At 43.3% G+C, this 16,828-nt stretch carries 17 protein-coding genes; 9 read left to right on the forward strand and 8 right to left on the reverse strand.

Going from position 1 to position 16,828, the window contains the following annotated elements:
* The first annotated feature begins 168 nt into the window (after positions 1–168).
* Positions 169–1,221: a UDP-3-O-(3-hydroxymyristoyl)glucosamine N-acyltransferase gene (gene lpxD / locus BJP37_RS02340; RefSeq protein WP_075896162.1), complete on the forward strand. Its 1,053-nt coding sequence runs from the start codon at positions 169–171 to the stop codon at positions 1,219–1,221.
* Positions 1,222–1,643: 422 nt separating this feature from the next.
* Positions 1,644–2,429: a hypothetical protein gene (locus BJP37_RS02345; RefSeq protein WP_143727434.1), complete on the forward strand. Its 786-nt coding sequence runs from the start codon at positions 1,644–1,646 to the stop codon at positions 2,427–2,429.
* A gap of 133 nt (positions 2,430–2,562) precedes the next feature.
* Here BJP37_RS02345 and BJP37_RS02350 read toward each other — a convergent pair whose 3' ends face one another.
* Entirely contained in the window at positions 2,563–3,150 is a 588-nt protein-coding gene (locus tag BJP37_RS02350) for a peroxiredoxin (protein WP_075896166.1), read from the reverse strand.
* A gap of 169 nt (positions 3,151–3,319) precedes the next feature.
* On the opposite strand from BJP37_RS02350, the gene BJP37_RS02355 reads away from it, so the two are divergent.
* Positions 3,320–3,472, forward strand: a complete 153-nt coding sequence (locus BJP37_RS02355) for a CAB/ELIP/HLIP family chlorophyll-binding protein (RefSeq protein WP_070390973.1) — start codon at positions 3,320–3,322, stop codon at positions 3,470–3,472.
* 423 nt (positions 3,473–3,895) lie between these two features.
* Here BJP37_RS02355 and rpoD read toward each other — a convergent pair whose 3' ends face one another.
* Both rpoD and BJP37_RS02365 read right to left on the reverse strand, forming a co-directional pair.
* Positions 3,896–5,017, reverse strand: a complete 1,122-nt coding sequence (rpoD, locus tag BJP37_RS02360) for an RNA polymerase sigma factor RpoD (RefSeq protein WP_075896168.1) — start codon at positions 5,015–5,017, stop codon at positions 3,896–3,898.
* 928 nt (positions 5,018–5,945) lie between these two features.
* Complete coding sequence (locus BJP37_RS02365) at positions 5,946–6,614, reverse strand: polysaccharide deacetylase family protein (RefSeq protein WP_075896170.1); 669 nt, start codon at positions 6,612–6,614, stop codon at positions 5,946–5,948.
* A gap of 26 nt (positions 6,615–6,640) precedes the next feature.
* Here BJP37_RS02365 and BJP37_RS02370 point away from each other — a divergent pair, with 26 nt between their 5' ends.
* A complete protein-coding gene (locus tag BJP37_RS02370; protein WP_143727435.1) occupies positions 6,641–7,189 on the forward strand; it encodes a hypothetical protein in 549 nt (182 codons plus the stop codon).
* Between the two features lie 81 nt (positions 7,190–7,270).
* Here BJP37_RS02370 and BJP37_RS02375 read toward each other — a convergent pair whose 3' ends face one another.
* Positions 7,271–7,792 (reverse strand): DUF4330 domain-containing protein, encoded by a 522-nt coding sequence (locus tag BJP37_RS02375; RefSeq protein WP_075896172.1) that lies wholly within the window; start codon positions 7,790–7,792, stop codon positions 7,271–7,273.
* A 431-nt stretch (positions 7,793–8,223) separates the two neighbouring features.
* Between BJP37_RS02375 and BJP37_RS02380 the strand changes: the two genes are divergently transcribed.
* Positions 8,224–9,132 (forward strand): M48 family metallopeptidase, encoded by a 909-nt coding sequence (locus BJP37_RS02380; RefSeq protein ID WP_075896174.1) that lies wholly within the window; start codon positions 8,224–8,226, stop codon positions 9,130–9,132.
* 61 nt (positions 9,133–9,193) lie between these two features.
* Here the strand turns inward: BJP37_RS02380 and BJP37_RS02385 are convergent, their stop codons facing one another.
* Positions 9,194–9,940 carry a metallophosphoesterase family protein gene (locus BJP37_RS02385; RefSeq protein WP_075896176.1) on the reverse strand — a complete coding sequence of 249 codons (747 nt, stop codon included), beginning with the start codon at positions 9,938–9,940 and terminating at the stop codon, positions 9,194–9,196.
* Positions 9,941–10,517: 577 nt separating this feature from the next.
* Here BJP37_RS02385 and BJP37_RS02390 point away from each other — a divergent pair.
* Positions 10,518–11,117 (forward strand): MiaE family protein, encoded by a 600-nt coding sequence (locus tag BJP37_RS02390; RefSeq protein WP_075896178.1) that lies wholly within the window; start codon positions 10,518–10,520, stop codon positions 11,115–11,117.
* Between the two features lie 120 nt (positions 11,118–11,237).
* On the opposite strand, the gene BJP37_RS02395 is transcribed toward BJP37_RS02390, so the two are convergent.
* Positions 11,238–11,891, reverse strand: a complete 654-nt coding sequence (locus tag BJP37_RS02395) for an HAD-IA family hydrolase (protein WP_075896180.1) — start codon at positions 11,889–11,891, stop codon at positions 11,238–11,240.
* A gap of 54 nt (positions 11,892–11,945) precedes the next feature.
* A complete protein-coding gene (locus BJP37_RS02400; protein ID WP_075905689.1) occupies positions 11,946–13,142 on the reverse strand; it encodes an NAD(P)/FAD-dependent oxidoreductase in 1,197 nt (398 codons plus the stop codon).
* A 131-nt stretch (positions 13,143–13,273) separates the two neighbouring features.
* Between BJP37_RS02400 and BJP37_RS38245 the strand changes: the two genes are divergently transcribed.
* Both BJP37_RS38245 and BJP37_RS02405 read left to right on the forward strand, forming a co-directional pair.
* A complete protein-coding gene (locus tag BJP37_RS38245; RefSeq protein WP_158069364.1) occupies positions 13,274–13,423 on the forward strand; it encodes a hypothetical protein in 150 nt (49 codons plus the stop codon).
* A gap of 97 nt (positions 13,424–13,520) precedes the next feature.
* On the forward strand, positions 13,521–14,165 hold the full coding sequence (locus BJP37_RS02405; RefSeq protein ID WP_075896183.1) for a hypothetical protein: 645 nt from the start codon (positions 13,521–13,523) through the stop codon (positions 14,163–14,165).
* A 410-nt stretch (positions 14,166–14,575) separates the two neighbouring features.
* Here BJP37_RS02405 and BJP37_RS02410 read toward each other — a convergent pair whose 3' ends face one another.
* Entirely contained in the window at positions 14,576–15,997 is a 1,422-nt protein-coding gene (locus tag BJP37_RS02410; RefSeq protein WP_075896185.1) for an IS200/IS605 family element transposase accessory protein TnpB, read from the reverse strand.
* Between the two features lie 78 nt (positions 15,998–16,075).
* On the opposite strand from BJP37_RS02410, the gene tnpA reads away from it, so the two are divergent.
* The gene (gene tnpA, locus BJP37_RS02415; protein WP_075896187.1) at positions 16,076–16,498 is read left to right on the forward strand and encodes an IS200/IS605 family transposase; all 423 of its coding nucleotides are present in this window, start codon (positions 16,076–16,078) and stop codon (positions 16,496–16,498) included.
* Positions 16,499–16,828 lie beyond the last annotated feature (330 nt).

Raw genomic sequence — 16,828 nt, forward strand, 5'->3', positions numbered from 1 at the left:
AGCACACAAAAGGAAAAGCCGTCGTTCGCGTAGCGTGGCCAAAGGCCAACGAAGGACGGGGCTTTAAACCCAAATCTTTTGGTAACTAACTCAATAGCAATGGCGGTTAGTCACCAATTTATCCTATCATTCCAGATGTGAAATTCCACACCCACCCATTGCTGAGCCATGAAATTTAGTCTTTTAATAGAACACCTGGGTAGTACAGGGTCTTTGTGCCATAGCCTGAATAGCGATACAGAGCTTAACCCTGAAATTACTGGAGTTGCTCCCATCGATCAAGCAACCCCAGGCACTCTCAGTTATATTGAGGGACCCAAGTTTGCCCACATGGTAGAAAAAACCCAGGCGAGTGCCTTAATTTTGTCCCTGGATGAAGCATTACAGGCAAAAGCGACAGAAAGAGGTATTGCTTGGGTAGGGACATCTGAACCGAGATTACTATTTGCTCATGCGATCGCATGTTTCTATCAACCCTTTCAACCAGAACCAGTCATCCACCCCAGTGCAGTGATTGACCCAGATGCTCAGTTAGGAAAAGATGTCTATATTGGACCCAACGTCGTAATTTTAGCAGGGGTAAAGATTGGCAATCAGGTTTGTATCCATCCTAATGTAGTAATATATCCTGAAGTAGACATAGGCGATCGCACTGTTCTACATGCCAACTGCACTATTCATGAACGAAGCCGCATTGGTAACGATTGTGTAATTCATAGTGGTGCAGTCATTGGTGCTGAAGGGTTTGGCTTTGTGCCAACTCCCCAAGGGTGGTATAAAATGCAACAGTCTGGCTACACGGTCTTAGAAGATGGGGTGGAAGTTGGCTGTAACAGCACTATTGACCGTCCAGCGGTTGGGGAAACTCGGATTGGACGCAACACTAAATTAGATAATTTGGTACATATTGGTCACGGCTCCGAGGTGGGACAAAACTGTGCCTTGGCAGCCCAAGTCGGATTATCTGGAGGAGTCAAAGTGGGTAATCAAGTGCTGCTGGCGGGTCAGGTAGGAATTGCGAATCAAGTGAAAGTTGGGGATGGAGCAATTGTGACCGCTAAATCCGGAATCCACAAAGATGTAGAACCCGGAAGTGTAGTGTCTGGCTATCCTGCTATTTCCAACAAACTCTGGCTAAAAATATCTGCCATCTACAATCGGCTTCCAGAAATGTATAAAATATTAAAACAACTTGAGCGAAACTTTAAATATAAAAAATAAATAGGAAAAGTAAAAAAACTGACTAATCTTTGCTGTGCCTTTTGCTCTGATTTGAGAACAGTAAGTAATTAAGCTTACTTGAACAGACCCCTTGACAAAATCTTCATATTTGAGATTAGCTTATGGAGAGATAAAAATCTGAATTTGTCAAGGTTATAGTTAATCGTTTCTTCTCGGAAACTTAATGAATAAATATCAAAATATAAATAGTTTGTAAAGATTACCTAGATACATTGACTTTTAATTAAACAACCGTGTAAAAATTTACACAATACGTTCATTAGTCATTAGACGATCATCAAACTGATCAGATTAATCAGGGTGTTAATACGGTTGGTGCTCATGTCAAAAGTTAAGATTGCCTCTGATTTTTCTGGAATCATCGTCGTTTCAACCTTTAGCGTTCTAGAAAAATTAATTTTATGTCCACGTCTCAAATGCCAAAACAGTCCACCTTAAGAAAAGAAATCAACTATCTGGTTGACTCCTCTAGTTTTTCTAGTGCTGAGGAACCAGTTAAATTAGTTAATGGTGGCTTTGAAGAAGGACTCAAAGGCTGGCAAAAGCTAGGACCAGGCGGGATCAAAAGAGCTAGTTTTGGCATTACTCCAACAGAGGGAGAAAAGCAACTTTTACTCAGAACTAGCAATACCGAAGTCACCAGAACAGGTCAGCCAAAAGCCCCATCAGCCTCTAAACTGGAAGAGTTTTTATACCTGTCCACAGGAACTCTCGATTGTATTGCCCAGAAAATTTTAGACACCGTTGGCATATGTGGTACTTCTAGCAAGGTAGTCAGAGGTGCTGCTATCCAACAAATTATTACCCCTGGTCTTGGTGATACCTTAACCTTTGATTGGAATTTTCTCACCAATGAAGACGTGGGAGATGAGGCTATTGTTGCCGACTTCGCTTTCGTTTGCCTTAGTTCTCCCAAGTCCCAAATTGTCTATGAATTAGCTAACCCCATCCTAGGAGTTTTTAGTCAAGCACCGAACAACTTTTACCACCAAACCGGATTTCAAACATTTACTCATACCTTCACTACACCTGGAACCTACAGCCTAGGCTTTGGTGTTGTGAATGAATTGAGTAATCAAACTCAGTCTGGACTAATCATTGACAATGTTCAGCTAACCAGCGCTACTGTTGATGATCCGGCTTCGCTACTCAGCTTGCTTTCAGTAGCCTCCTTTAAGGAAGCTTAAATAGGACTTAGGCACTCAAGCTATATGTAGAGCTATATCTAGAAATGAGTTGATTTGGTTAAACTCTATCTATAGATATTAGACCAGAGATATTAGACCAGAGATATTAGACCTGATCAATGCATAAATCTTGTTAAAGCTTAATCCTTAGTAGCAAATCAACCCACCAAGGAGTAGAAATTAACTCATCCAGGCTAGCCAGTACTTCGGTGCTATGAATTGCTGGTCTTACACCAAGGAATATTTTCCGTAGAATTCCTTCTGGATCAATGATATAGGTATGGCGTAGGGACATAATACCTAACCAAGAACCATAAGCCTTGCTGACAGAGCCATCGGTGTCAGCTAAAAGTGGGAACTGTAAACCCTCTGAGTCACAAAACTCGGCGTGAGAATCGACATCATCCACGCTCACCCCTAGGATCTGCACATTTCTCTTTATGTATTTGGGCAAATCTTGCTGAAATCGCTGAGCTTCCAAGGTGCAACCACTAGTAAAGTCTTTGGGATAGAAATAAAGTACAACCCAATGACCTTGATAATCCGAGAGGGACACCTGACCCTTACCAGTATTAGTTGGTAGGGTGAACTCGGGTGCGGGTTTATTGAGAGGAAGTTGTTTGCCACCGAGAGCATGGGCAGGGTTGGGAAAATTTATCCAAGCTAGCAAAACGATAAAGCTAGCCAACAGACTGCTGAGAAATGCGCGACGAGAGATCATGATGAAAACAGGAAATTATGCTTCACATAAGTTTACATCATTGATGAACTAAGACTTTATACACAATTCATCCCGGTTGGCTATGCAGATAATTGACATTTAGCCAATAATTTGTTACATTTTTTAATATAAACGGGCTACACAGAGTAAATTAGCGGAGCAAAGAACAATGTCCAATCAAGAGTCTAACGAAGCCAAATTCGGTTTCACCTCTAAAGCAGAAAACTTAAATGGTCGTCTAGCTATGATCGGTTTCATCGCTGCTTTAGTCACAGAATATATTACTGGTCAAGGTGTACTACACTTTTTGGGCTTAATGTAGTTCCCAATAGTTAGTTAAATTTGTCAATCTCAATAAATAGCTGGAGTTCAACACTAGAACTCCAGCTTTCTTATGTGTTTTTAGCTGATTCCATAGTTTGTTCTACGGAATGTCAGCTAAAATATCAAAACGGTGCGACCCCGTAATTTAATTCTTCAAAGGGAAAGCGCACCGGAACTGATTTCTGGATAGGAATTGGGGTAAGGAATGTGATACAATGCCTGTTTGAATACTTATCATGTTTGGTTGATAGCCAAGTGAAAATTGAAAATTAAAAGTTGTTAGGTGTCAATTGACGATTAACATGCATGGCACCAACCGTATTATATGTGATTAACCAGACTTCATAGTGACTCCCTATTCCCCACCCAGTAGATACAGCGATAACAGAAAACCCTGATTGCTATCAAGCAGCAGGGTTTTCTATCGGATATATTCCTTGAGAATGCTATTGCGATTTGGATGGCGTAGTTTGCGAAGGGCTTTAGCTTCAATTTGTCGAATCCGTTCCCGCGTCACGTTAAAGATTTGGCCAATTTCTTCCAAAGTCTTCATCCGTCCATCATCTAATCCATAGCGTAGACGCAGTACGTCACGTTCCCGGGGACTAAGGGTATCAAGGACACTTTCTAGATCTTCCCGGAGTAGATTTTTGGAAACCTGATCTTCTGGGGTTTCACCATCGGCTTCAATAAAGTCTCCCAAGCGGGAGTCTTCTTCTTTACCAATAGGTGTTTCTAAGGAGATGGGAAGTTGAGCTGATTTGGCAATGAATCGCAACTTCTCGATGGTCATTTCCATCCGATCTGCAATTTCCTCTTCTGTGGGCTTGCGACCCATTTCTTGAGAAAGAAGTTTAGTGGTTTTCTTAATCCGCGAGATGGTTTCATAAAGGTGAACGGGTAAGCGGATAGTCCGGGACTGGTCAGCAATGGCACGAGTAATAGCTTGACGAATCCACCACGTAGCATAAGTGGAAAACTTGTAGCCTTTTTCGTGGTCAAATTTTTCCGCAGCCCGGATTAAACCTAGAGAACCTTCTTGAATCAAGTCTTGGAATGAAAGTCCTCGATTCATATATTTTTTGGCGATGGAAACCACCAAACGGAGGTTAGACTGCACCATTTTTTCCTTAGCCCGCCGACCGACGTGTAAGCGGTAACGGAAAGCTGGCAGCTCCATATCGACCTCTGTTGCCCATTCCCGATCTCCAGGTTCCCGGTCTAACTGCTCAAACAAGCGCTCCCGCACTCGTTCTAATTCCAACAAATCAGCAATTTTACGGGCTAATTCAATTTCTTCATCAGCTCTGAGTAGACGAATCCTGCCAATTTCCTGCAAATAGAGGCGAATTGAATCTTCTGTATAGTGCTTCTTTTTGCTTTGGGTTCGGCGACGGTTAGATCGCCCCTTACCAGGCTTAGTATTCTCCTCATCCGGTTGAGCGTCCACCAAATCATCTCGGTTCACGTCATCCTCAATCAAGACTTCTAAATCGCTCTGAGGTTGAGCGATTGTTGCGAGTAATTCATTTGCCTGGGTCATGTTTTTTCCTCATGCTCCTTCAGTTTCAGACCAGTAGATGATGTCCGTTGATCTACTTAAGATAGCTTAGTCAGTGAGAACCTTGTTTGTTGCACCCTATGGTGGGTCGAATCGCTTCAGCCGTAGGAATTAGATCGACTCTATTTCCTTGGACTTAACTTGCAGTGAATCTACTATCCATTTAAGTGTTAATACTGAATTTTGGGAAGACTTTTTGATTGTAGCCTTATTTACAAAATTTTGCTCTAGTGTTTATCTGAAAAATTTAGCTTATTTATCTGGTCAAAAGCTTTGAGAAAGTGTAGCAATAAGTACCCACTTTCCCTTATGCCTAGAATATAGTCACTATTTTAGTACTAATGTTCTATAAAACCCGACAGACAGACAGTTGGACTTCACTAAGTTAATTAACTTGTCCTGTATGATAACCATTGACAAGCTCTGGGGCTAGGTAATGATTATTTTGCATTACTCTTGTAACACATAAACTTAACCAATGTAGTAAGACCCTAAGTGAAAGTACTGCCAATTAAGTTCATTTAACCAGCTCCTAATTCCCTATTCCTGCGTAAGGGAATGGTGAAGCAGGGCATCTGAAATAGTCCAGAGAAAGACGATCTCAACATTGGGTAGGGGAAGCAACTCTCCTTGTCCGATAGAGCTTTCGGTTGATCATTATTTTAATTTCTAATTTTAATTTTTACGTTTTGCTCATTCTTTTTAAAATTTATCAGATTAGCTGAGCACTACATATAGCGTTATAATCGATATTATACTCTATATGTAGTATATATAGTAGGTATTTGAACTTGAGTAGTTCACTACAGGAGTTCCGGAGATGGAAAACCGGAAGCGTCTAGCAAAGCAATTTTTATAGGAGTTTACGGTGCAGTCAGCGAGAAAACCTTAAGTCAATTAACATGCACTACTAATTTTCCTGCCATAGCTGGTTAATACTAACAAACTTGTAACCTTGGTGCAATAGCTGAGGAATTAACTCAGCCGTAGTTTCAACCACATCTTGTCCTCCATAATAACCATCATGTAAGACGATCAGGGAACCGTTTTGAACCTGCTTTAGGACTCGCTCCACGATTATACTGACACCAGGACGTTTCCAGTCTTCTGGGACAACACTCCACATTACTGATCTATAGTTCCACTGGTGCAGTATATTCAAGGTTCGGGGCGTAAATAATCCGTTAGGGGGACGAACATCTTTTACCTTGTCTGGCTGAATCTGACAAGCTTGAGCGATCGCGTCTTGGGTAAGGAGCAAACTCTGCTTAAGGGCATCCCGTTTTAGAAAGGGAAAAGACTGATGGTAATATCCATGGAGTCCCAACCAGTGACCTTGTTGGTAAACTTCTCTGGCGACACTGGGGGCTTGGTTTACGCAAACGCCCAACCAGAAAAAACTTGCTCTGACTTGGTAGCGGTTTAAAACTTGCAGTAACTTGGGAGTGTAGTGTGGATGGGGTCCATCATCGAAGGTCAGTGCGATCGCAGGTGAATCCGTTGCTCCTGACCACAGGCAATTGGGAAAGGCAGGTTTGAGAATTTGATACAGAATAGGGTATAGGGGAGCAAATTGCATTTAGTCGTAAGTTTGGATGGGGTGGAGTGAATTTGACTAGTTTCCATGTCCTACTTGATCGCATTTTCCGGCGTCGCCAGATTATCTTGATGTTGATCGGCTTTTGTGTAGCAGTAGTGCTTAGCAGTTGTAACACTGTGATTATTACTGAGTATGAAGCTACAGCACTAACCACCTTAACCTGGCGAGTTGAGTATTCTATTAATTCAACAACTGATAGAGATCCCGATGTTGAGGAGTTTGCTTCCAAGTCCGTAGTCAACCGCAATGGTGAGAAACCAGAAGGTGCTGTAACAGGACCTGATGACAAGGGGTTATGGTGGCCAGTTGTCCCACCAAAACCAAGCATTGATGAGGTAGAACAGCGTCAGCCACTTCATCATAAGCCTAGCAAGCCAGAGCTGTTGCGTACAGTTAAATACGATATCACCTATAAAGAGGGAGCACAGATAGTTACACTACCTACTAATTATGACGTTTACCGGCAAGTTGCTAGAGCCTATCCTTACCAGAAACCTCTACGGCTTACCCTGGGAATCAATGATGCTTCGGTGCAAAAAGCTGATACTAAGTGAGGTCAAGCCCTCCCTTGCGGGTGCGAAGCGTGTGGGGTCTATGGCATCAATTCTTAGTTAAATTGACCCCATCACTCGTGATTATTCTACTCTGACATTAATCACACTGGCGTTGAAGTTATAATCTCTACCTTCTAACTCTACCGGGGTACCAATTTTAATCTTGCTATTGCCCAACACTACTCCATCTTTGGTGATTGTTGCTTTACCACCTAAGGTCAGTAACATATTAATCCCATAAAAGCTAGGTCTGGGATCTGGTAGTTCTTTGATAGAGCCATCTGGTTGTGGCACCAGGACACTTCTACGCAGAATTTTGACAGATTTGACGTCAACCTGACCATAGGGTTGCTTACGAATAACAATATTAGTCTTCTTGGTCTCCTCCAACTGATTGACCAACACATCTGGTTCAAGCAAGCTTAACCCCCGGACAATAACATCTACTTCTACTGGTTTGGTGCTATTGAGTTGGGCAACGGAACCAGACTCACCAGGAAAGAAGAAAATTCCTACAACTACCAACAAAATCACCAAGGCAGCACCGAAGTCGATAATGCTCACCTTGCCAAACAAACGTCCTTTAGAATCTACAATAGCCATAAAATTGGTTAGGTGTTTTTGTGAAAATTGTATAGTGTTAAAGATAACTCCTTAAGGTTCGCTGGCTCTAGGTTGAATGGCTAAGGGGTTTCTAACCTAGTTATCAAGGGCTATTCTTAAAGCAGGTCGGCTGTTAACTGCTTTTGATGTACCTAATACCTCATAACTAATACCTATAATTAAAGTTATCCATAAGTGGTGAGTGAGAGTAACGAACACCGGGTTTGTCTGTGGAACATATTACCCTATTTGGGGTTCAACCATAACGAGGAATGCTACTGGTCAGTAATTATGGTAGACAACTCCTAGTAGAGAGTTGACTTATGATGTTAAAGACAAGGCTCCTCTACAGCAAGCCATGGCTGCAAACCCTTTTTCGGGACAAATAGCTAAAATAATCTCTTTTCGATTTAATAATTCATAATTTTGCTATGTTAAGCAATATATTATCGATTTACTCCCGTTATCGACGTCGTTTGTTGTATCCGTTAATCAGCATGCTTCTATCCCTGAGTCTGGTGGTGGGAACAGCTCAGGTTGCCCAAGGGGTTCCCTGGTTAGAGCTGCTATTGCGTGGTATTCAGATTATCCAGTTATCTAATATGTCTGATCAACAGGAAGTCCAAATTGGTCAGCAAATTAATCAGCAACTTGTTAGCAAGCAATTTAAGCTCTATCGCAATCGGGAAATTAATCGCTATGTTGATCAAATTGGTCAGCGACTAGCTAAAAGCAGCGAACGTCCAAACATTAACTATACATTCCAGGTGGTCGATGATGCTAATATTAATGCTTTTGCTACTATGGGAGGATTTGTTTATATTAACACGGGTTTAATCGCAGCAGCAGACAATGAAGCTCAACTGGCAAGTGTGATAGCTCATGAGATTGGTCATATTGTAGCTCGTCATAGTATCCAGCAAATTAGGCAAGCCGCGATCGCTAGAGGTTTAGCAGAAGCGGCTGGAGTTGATAGCAGCACGATGGTTAATCTGGGCGTGGAATTCGCACTACGTCGTCCCAAGAGTCGTCAGCATGAGTTTGAAGCGGATGAACTAGGTATCAAGAACTTAAAACAAGCAGGCTATGCTCCGATAGGATCACTAGACTTTATGAAAAAACTCCTCAAGCAAAGAGGCTCTATTCCAGGATTTCTGAGTACTCATCCGTCAACAGCAGACCGAATTGATTTCTTGGAGCAGTCTATCGATTCAAATCGTGCCTATGTTGGTGATGGATTAAACAATCGGGCTTACAAAAACAAAACTCGTGTAGTCCGCAACCAGAAAAAAGCTGCCCTCAAAAGGACAACAGGTCGTGGAGGGCGAGTGCTCAGATAAGCACAGCTATCTCAAGAGCAGGAAGTTTGCTCAATAGTCTTTTTGTTAACCTCTATCACCCTCACGAGGTACTCAATACTTGACGTCGGCGTATTTTACTAGGTTCTATCTTGGTCACGGCTTCTTCCAAGGGGAATTGGCGAACATCACCCCGAAAGACGTTAACTTGATAAACAAGATTATTGGTAATGTCTAGACCGGTCATCCAACCACTTTTGGGATGATAAGCACCAGTGTCTATATCTAGCCAACCACAACCTTGGGCTATGGTACCGGGAGCCACTCCTGGTAAGGTGAAAGTCATGGTGTGACCCGTGATGATCAGCTTGTCGAGAAAGTAAGGTTCACGCATACTGTGAAATTCATCCCGAATCCAACAAAATTGCTCAACGGTTTGATCCTCAATGGTCATGCGAGGATTAACCCCAGCATGAACTAGCCAGGTATCTCCTAAATCAATGTAGGTTGGCAGTGTTTTGATCCAATCAAGGTGATCTTGGGAGACTTTTCCACCATAGCTGTTGATAGTACTTTCACCACCACTATAGAGCCAGGCTTGTCTTGTTGAGTTAGGTACTGAATTGTTACCTATAATTTCTAGTAACATCAGCTCATGATTACCTAATAAACAGGGGTGAGCGTTTTGCTTGACAAATTCCACAACCTGAGAACTCATCGGTCCTCGATCAATCAAGTCTCCAAGAAAATAAACGGTGTCGTCACTAGTGGGCGCGATCGCATCCAATAAGGCCATAAGAGGATTATAGTGACCATGAACGTCACCGATAACAATACGACGGTGGGTCATTACTTTACTTATCCAAATTTAATTGCGTTAAATATCAGGTAGACCCCTTCATAAAATTTAAGTTTAATGGCTTTAGGCATCAGAGTTCTAGGTTAAATGGCTAAGCGGTTTATGACCAGGGTATGAAGCACCCCTCCTCAAGCACAGAGGCTATCAACTGCTTGTGTTGTACCTAAAACCTAATACCATTAGCCTCATACCTATTTATAGATTGATGCACCTATTTTTTCAGAGTGGTCTTCCTTTTAAGAGATTTGCTATTCCTGAATAGAGTCGTTAAGTGTAATAGTTTGAAGAATAGGCTCAACTAGCTAGTTTAACTTGTCTTATAAGTGTCTATGTGTAGTATCTATGTAAATTTATCATGAATTACCCGGATTTACTACGGGTAAGTCGGGGTTTCCGACGCAACTTGTTGCTAAAAAAGCGGGTATTGAACCCAGTTTTTGACAAGATTACACCTGCACCTTAACAATACGGGGATTGACACAATTCAGTTAAAATTAATACCATCGCCTACCGATACCAAAGCCTGTCTGCAATAAACAAGCCAACTACTTTGATTTGAACAAAAACCGTGTCTTCTTCTGGTCTGCCTTTGATTAATACCCTCAAACAACCTACTAGCCAGGCTTGGATCGAGCAAGCCCTTGCAAACCTTGATGTTATTTTACTCGACCATTCCCATTGTGAACGTAAAGCGGCTGGAGTAGCACTGAATTTAATGTTTCGCTACCCATCCTACAGTAAACTTGTGCGTCAGCTGACGGTCATTGCCCGTGAGGAACTAGAACATTTCGAGCAAGTTAACCAGTGGCTAGAAAGACGTAGCATTCCCTTAGGTCCCCTTTCTTCACCACCCTATGGAGCTGGATTGAAAACTCAGATTCGCCGAAACGAACCAGAACGGTTGTTGGATTCTTTACTAGTTGCTGGACTGATCGAGGCTCGTTCTCACGAACGTTTGGGATTACTAGCAACTCACTGTTGTGATCCATCTCTAGCAAAATTTTATCGTAGCTTGATGGCATCTGAGGCTCGTCACTATGGTGTTTACTGGGTACTGGCTGATACCTATTTTGAGCGAGTACTGGTAGCTCAGCGGTTGGATGAGTTAGCAGTTAAAGAAAGTGAGTTGCTGGTTACCCTTTACCCAGAACCAAGAATTCACAGTTAGCAGCCAATATGCTCAAAGAAGCAGCCAAACCATACCAGAGCACCGCTTATTAACCAGAAACTGTTGTGGAAAACAATTGGTGCGTTCGCGTAGCGGCGACCTAGGAGCATCGCGTTTAAGTTAAGTCATTGGTTTGCGTTTGATCAAAAATGCTCTCAAGCCAGCTGCCTGAGCACCTTGATAGTCTTGTTGAAAACTATCACCAATATGAAAAGCCTCCTGAGCACTACAGTGATGTTTTTGTAAAGCAGCAGCAAAAATCTGTGGATCAGGCTTGGCAAAGCCAGTTTGGGTAGAAATTGTGATGGAGGAGAAAAATTCTTCTAATTTTAGAGCTTTTAAGACAAGATGGAGACGGGAATCAAAATTTGATACGACACCCAACTCAATACCAATATGCTGCCATGCTTTCAGAGCTGGGATAACATCCGGATAAATTAACCAAGGTTGACCAGTGGCAAAGTGGGCATAGAGTTCGTCAAAAAAATCAATGAAATCGGTGAACTGGTCAAGTACACCAACTTGTTCAAAGGTGCGGGAGGCAATCACCCACCACCATTCAAATTCTCGCTGGGGAATTTCTTCAGGATCTGTTTCTGGAAAAACCGCTGGTTCTGCTGAGGCGAAGGCTTTGACAAAGGCTTTGTCCAAAGCTGAAGCAGGTACTGTAACCCCAAATTGATTAGCGATCGCACTATAAACTTCCCCTACACTCCCTTGAACACCAAATAGGGTACCGACAGCATCTAGAAAAATTACTCGCGGTTTTTCCATGGTTAATGGTTAATTGTTAATGGTTAATTGTTCATTTTTCCTGTATGTATGTCTTTATGTTCCAGACAGAAGATCAGTTAATGGTTGAGTAATCCAGTTCATGCCCACTTTCAGTTGGTGCTCTATAGTTGGCATCCGATAAAGATAGGCAAGTCGCCGCACTATGTGGGCTAAAGGACCATCCAGCTTGACACCTAAACCAGTAAGAGTTGCATTGTCTTTCCCCAAAGTCATCATCTCTCCTAACTGCTGGTAACGGAAGGGCAGCAGGGGACGCCCAGTTAAAGAAGCCCAGACATTCCAACCCACATAATCGGCTTGCTGAAAAGCGGATTGAGCTGTATTGGGAACTGGTTGATTATCAGCATCTCGGCAATCCGCTAGATCACCTAGGGCAAAAATTTCGGGATGGTCAACCACTTGTAACCTTTGGCTGGTGACCAGCTGACCACGCTGGTTTTGTTTGAGCGGAAGCGATCGCACAACTGGTGTCACTCTTGTGCCTACTGTCCACAGCACTAAATCTACGGGGATAGTATCCACCTGTCCTTTATACAAAAGAGAAATGGTGTCAGGTCCAATGGACTCAACACTGGTTTCCAAATCAATCCAGACCTTTTGTTCATTCAAAGCTTTGCGTGCTGCCTCTCGGTTAAAGTCCGTTGATGTTCTTAGAATCACATCACCGAGTTCAATCAACCGCAACCTTCCGCGCTCTCCCAACCGTTCTGCTAGATGGCAAGCTAGTTCCACACCAGAGTAACCTGCACCAACTATAGCGATCCGGATTTTATCTGTATCGGATTCTTCCAAAATCCGTAAGCGTTCTTCCAGGTGATAGGCATCAGTAATAGTTCGGAACGGGATAGCATACTCAGCCACCCCAGGCACCTGCTCTAGGGGGGTTTCTCCACCTAGGGCTAACACCAGGCGATCATACTGAAATTCCGCTCCAGTCTCTAGCTGTACCTGCTGCTGTTCTACATCAATGCCTGCTACCGCTGCCTGAGTAAACCGTACACCTGTGTTTGCTAACAATTCTTCATAGGGTGGAGCAATTTCCCAGGTTTGTAGTTCACTAGTGATCAGTTCATACAACAGCGGTGAAAATAAGAACCGATCATTTTGATCAACCAAGACAATTTCTGGTTGTTGGGGCTTTTCCCAAGGCAGCTGGCTTAAGCGTAGGGCTGTATAGAGACCCCCAAAGCCTCCACCGAGAATGCAGATTCGGGCTGGTTGTTTAGTCATGGTTGATTGAATCGGGGATGTCCTCCACGGGGGAACTTCTTTTAGCATAGCAAGGCGATTACAACAGGGTAGCTGGGTTTCACCTCCCCCAAAGTTAATACCAATTCTTCAAAGTAGGACTACAGATGCAGATGGGGAGATCGGGAGTGTCGGGAGTGTCACGAGTGTTGCGAATGTCGGTAGATGGCAAGATTAAATTGATCTATAGCCCTAATGCGCCAGAATTGGGATATAAGCGTGAAAATGATTTCAATTTTTATTTGAAAGTTTCTATTTTTTAACTGTTTTATCCTGATCAACCACGCTCTACCTTGAATATGGATTGATGTAACTGTTGCTTTAGACAACAGCTAGAAGCATTGTTTTGAGCGAAGCCAAATGAAAAGTTTTCAACACTATCTAGCTCCTGTTGCGATTGCAGCAATTGTCGTTGGTTTCAGTAGCTATGGTTTGGTGAGTGATAACAATCCTGGTTCCCAGAAAACTCCTGTAGGGAATCTATCTCCTGAACCAGCCACCGAGGCTAGCTCTAGCACTGGTGTAGTACCCACTAATACTAGTCTACCTAAGATTACTGTACCTACGGAAGAAACTCAACCAGGAACCAAGGTTGGTAAGGTCGCGCTTAAGGCTACAGTCAGCCAAGGGAGTAATAATAGCAATCGAGCTAACCCAGTAATTCTTAATGTCTATCGGGCTGACAGTCAGTGTCAGTCTCTGGTATCTGAACAGGTAGCTGTACCAGTAGGAAATCCAGTAAATACAGTTATAGGAAAAGTTTTAGAGACTGGTAACTCCAGTGACTTTAATGTATCGGGATACCGTGTCAAGATCAATGCCAATACTGGTGTAGCTACCGTCGATTTGCGCCTATCACCAGATTCCCAGCGGCAGTTTGTCTCCCTCTCCACTTGTGAGCAATTTGCCCTTTTCGGTAGTTTGCGTAAAACTCTTACTGCGAACTCTCAGTTGAATATTAAAGATGTTCGCTTCACAGAGCAAGGAGAAGATATTTATCTTTAAACTGTTCGATCAAACTTACACAAAACGTCAGTTTATGACGCTTTCAGAGGCAAACCCCATCTAAATTCCAAAACCCTTATCCAGTAATGATTTCATCAATTGATAAAAACCCGGACTCGATTCTCTTGGTGCGCGTTCACCCTTGTCGGGAAACCCGACCGGGGTCGCACCGTTGGTGAAATCCTCACCCCGCCAGCATGTACAAAAATAAGATTGGTTTGCCCTGCCCTGTGTACTCATCCGACGCCGAAGCTACTGCTTTCGGAGGTGGGATGAATTGCGGCGGAAGCTAATGAATGGATATTTTTGTTTGTCGAGAGCAATCTGGTTTTGTTTAGATTTGTCCAAGTTTTTATGAGAAGTATCCTTGAACGCACCCCAGCTAAATTAAAAATTCTAGCTGGGGATTCTTATGCTAGGTTGGACTCAGATAGCTTCCATAAACTACTGAGCGTCACTGGCGTTCTCAGCGTGTGGGAGGAACTTCTGCCTTCCCAGACCCTAGTAAATTTCGCGTTAGTGAGCACGGCATACCAATATCTAGCGCCGATGTTGTAAGACGCAGATAAGTCGGCGTTATAGCGCTTGCCGTTCTTGAATCTGGCGAGGGAATACTTTTTGTTGCTGCGGGAAATTAAGCCAGACCCATCAAACCCATAAGCACTGGTGTATTTAGCGTTAACCTTGACGACGTTCCCGCCTAACTCGCTCTTATTCTGGATGGCAAGTTCCACAATCCGGTCTTTACACCATTGGTGGAATCGTTGCTTTTGGAGAGAGCCGTGCTTACCCCCTTTTGCCTTCCAGTTTGACAAGTCCTCAAACACAATCACCCTCACTTGATGAGCGATTCCAAAGTCTATTACAGCTTTGGATACGACTTGAGCAATGTGTTCGTTGATCTGTTTGGACTTGCGATACAATCCCTTGCAGAACCCTTGAGGCAAATTCCTTTTGGTTATCTTACGGGTTTGCTTGGACTTAGTGGCAATACGCTGCTTGCGTTGGTCACGGCGGTCTATGTCTCTGGCGGGGGAAATAAATTTCCTCGCTTTTACAGTACCGTCCCGACTAACGATAGAGCAGGTCGCTGTGGTGTTAATTCCTAGGTCTACCGCACAAACCCAATCAGATTCCGGCAGTTCCTTAATTGCGATCTCGACGGGCATCGACAGATGAACGCTGCGGCCGTTAGCAATTAAGGAAGGGGACATCAGTTTGTTGTCTTGACCTAGATGGCGGCTTTTTCCCGACGAACGAACAGGAATAGCCAATAGCCATACCCAATCCTTACCGTTCCAAACCTTGAGGTCTACAGCGTTAAAATTAGCGTTATAGCGAATTTGTTGACCTTTGTACAAAGCTGGGTAGCTGTTACAGAAGGCAGTAAGCTTAGGGGACTTGTCGTGTCGGTGCTTTCTGTTGCCTCGTTTCCAATCCTGCCAGCGAGTCACAAAGCTGCTAACAATCCCTAATGCGTCTTGGATGGCAGCCCGTCTTAGGTAGCTGGGAAACTTGCGAAACGATGGATGGTTATTGATGGCTTTTTTGAAGTACCAACCATATTTAGGATTGGGATTATCTGCGGTCTGGTGAACCAACTTCTCCAGGGTGTTCACCCGTTCTTTGGCAGTTAACCCCAACAGGGCAGACCAATTCCAATAGGCGATTAGTACCAAAGGTTTTAGGAAATGGCGGTACTCTTCCACCGTCAGAATAGCTAAATTACGCTGATGGCGAGTCAAAGACAGCGACCAGACATCAGTTCTGATCAACGACGCTGACTGCCACTTTTTGCGCTTAGTTCGCTTTTTAGCTTGCTTCCGGCTCATGGAGAAAGACTTAACCAATACCAAATATATTTTAACTTGCTAAGATTTAGTTGTCAATTTAGTTGCCGATACCGCTCTATGGATTTCAGGAGACTCAAGACTCGCTCCAACTCGGCATTTCGGTTGCTCTATCACTTGGTACTAGTGACTAAGTTCAGAAACAATTCCCTAACAGGGGAGATGCTCGAACGCTTGGAAGACATTTTTAGGGCTACCCTAGCAAAATGGGATTGTGAACTGATTGAATTTGGGGGGGAGAGTAATCACGTCCACGTTTTGTTTGAAGCTATCCCCAGTATTGACTTGTCAAAGCTAGTAAATAACCTCAAAACTGTTTCCTCTCGACTAATGCGGAAAGAGTATGCAGCTCATCTAAAACGTTTTTACTGGTCAGAAAAACCGATGTTCTGGGGTGGCAGCTATGCTTTGATTTCAGTAGGAACACAAGCTCCATTACAAAAGCTGATTGCATATGTCCAGAATCAGGAAAAGCCAGAATAAGGATGCTGCGCTTTGTTTATTGGTTTCGCTAACCCCACCGCGCATCAAAGATTCTAGGTGGGGACTGCGCTCAACATTTTGTTCAAAACGACCAAACGCCCTTCTCTTCGGTTGTGACCAAGAATAGGCTCATAGAATCCAGCTACGGTTATACCTTGACTATGATCTTCTACAGCCAATACACGGTAGCGGGTATGGGGATCTTCAGGAGCTTTACAAAAGTGCTGGTGAGAGTATCCTGGAAAAAAGTATTTTATATTTCCCTCCATAGAAGTATATAGCACAACATCGGCGTTATTCACAGCCCTATAGTGCCAGGGTAATCGCACT

Source organism: Moorena bouillonii PNG (assembly GCF_001942495.1).
Classification (GTDB): domain Bacteria; phylum Cyanobacteriota; class Cyanobacteriia; order Cyanobacteriales; family Coleofasciculaceae; genus Moorena; species Moorena bouillonii.

Bases quoted from the DNA above. Each gene is read 5' to 3' on its own strand.
- lpxD (WP_075896162.1), top strand. From the start codon at position 169: ATGAAATTTAGTCTTTTAATAGAACACCTGGGTAGTACAGGGTCTTTG.
- BJP37_RS02345 (WP_143727434.1), top strand. From the start codon at position 1,644: ATGTCCACGTCTCAAATGCCAAAACAGTCCACCTTAAGAAAAGAAATC.
- BJP37_RS02350 (WP_075896166.1), bottom strand. From the start codon at position 3,150: ATGATCTCTCGTCGCGCATTTCTCAGCAGTCTGTTGGCTAGCTTTATC.
- BJP37_RS02355 (WP_070390973.1), top strand. From the start codon at position 3,320: ATGTCCAATCAAGAGTCTAACGAAGCCAAATTCGGTTTCACCTCTAAA.
- rpoD (WP_075896168.1), bottom strand. From the start codon at position 5,017: ATGACCCAGGCAAATGAATTACTCGCAACAATCGCTCAACCTCAGAGC.
- BJP37_RS02365 (WP_075896170.1), bottom strand. From the start codon at position 6,614: ATGCAATTTGCTCCCCTATACCCTATTCTGTATCAAATTCTCAAACCT.
- BJP37_RS02375 (WP_075896172.1), bottom strand. From the start codon at position 7,792: ATGGCTATTGTAGATTCTAAAGGACGTTTGTTTGGCAAGGTGAGCATT.
- BJP37_RS02380 (WP_075896174.1), top strand. From the start codon at position 8,224: ATGTTAAGCAATATATTATCGATTTACTCCCGTTATCGACGTCGTTTG.
- BJP37_RS02385 (WP_075896176.1), bottom strand. From the start codon at position 9,940: ATGACCCACCGTCGTATTGTTATCGGTGACGTTCATGGTCACTATAAT.
- BJP37_RS02395 (WP_075896180.1), bottom strand. From the start codon at position 11,891: ATGGAAAAACCGCGAGTAATTTTTCTAGATGCTGTCGGTACCCTATTT.
- BJP37_RS02400 (WP_075905689.1), bottom strand. From the start codon at position 13,142: ATGACTAAACAACCAGCCCGAATCTGCATTCTCGGTGGAGGCTTTGGG.
- BJP37_RS38245 (WP_158069364.1), top strand. From the start codon at position 13,274: ATGGGGAGATCGGGAGTGTCGGGAGTGTCACGAGTGTTGCGAATGTCG.
- BJP37_RS02405 (WP_075896183.1), top strand. From the start codon at position 13,521: ATGAAAAGTTTTCAACACTATCTAGCTCCTGTTGCGATTGCAGCAATT.
- BJP37_RS02410 (WP_075896185.1), bottom strand. From the start codon at position 15,997: ATGAGCCGGAAGCAAGCTAAAAAGCGAACTAAGCGCAAAAAGTGGCAG.
- tnpA (WP_075896187.1), top strand. From the start codon at position 16,076: ATGGATTTCAGGAGACTCAAGACTCGCTCCAACTCGGCATTTCGGTTG.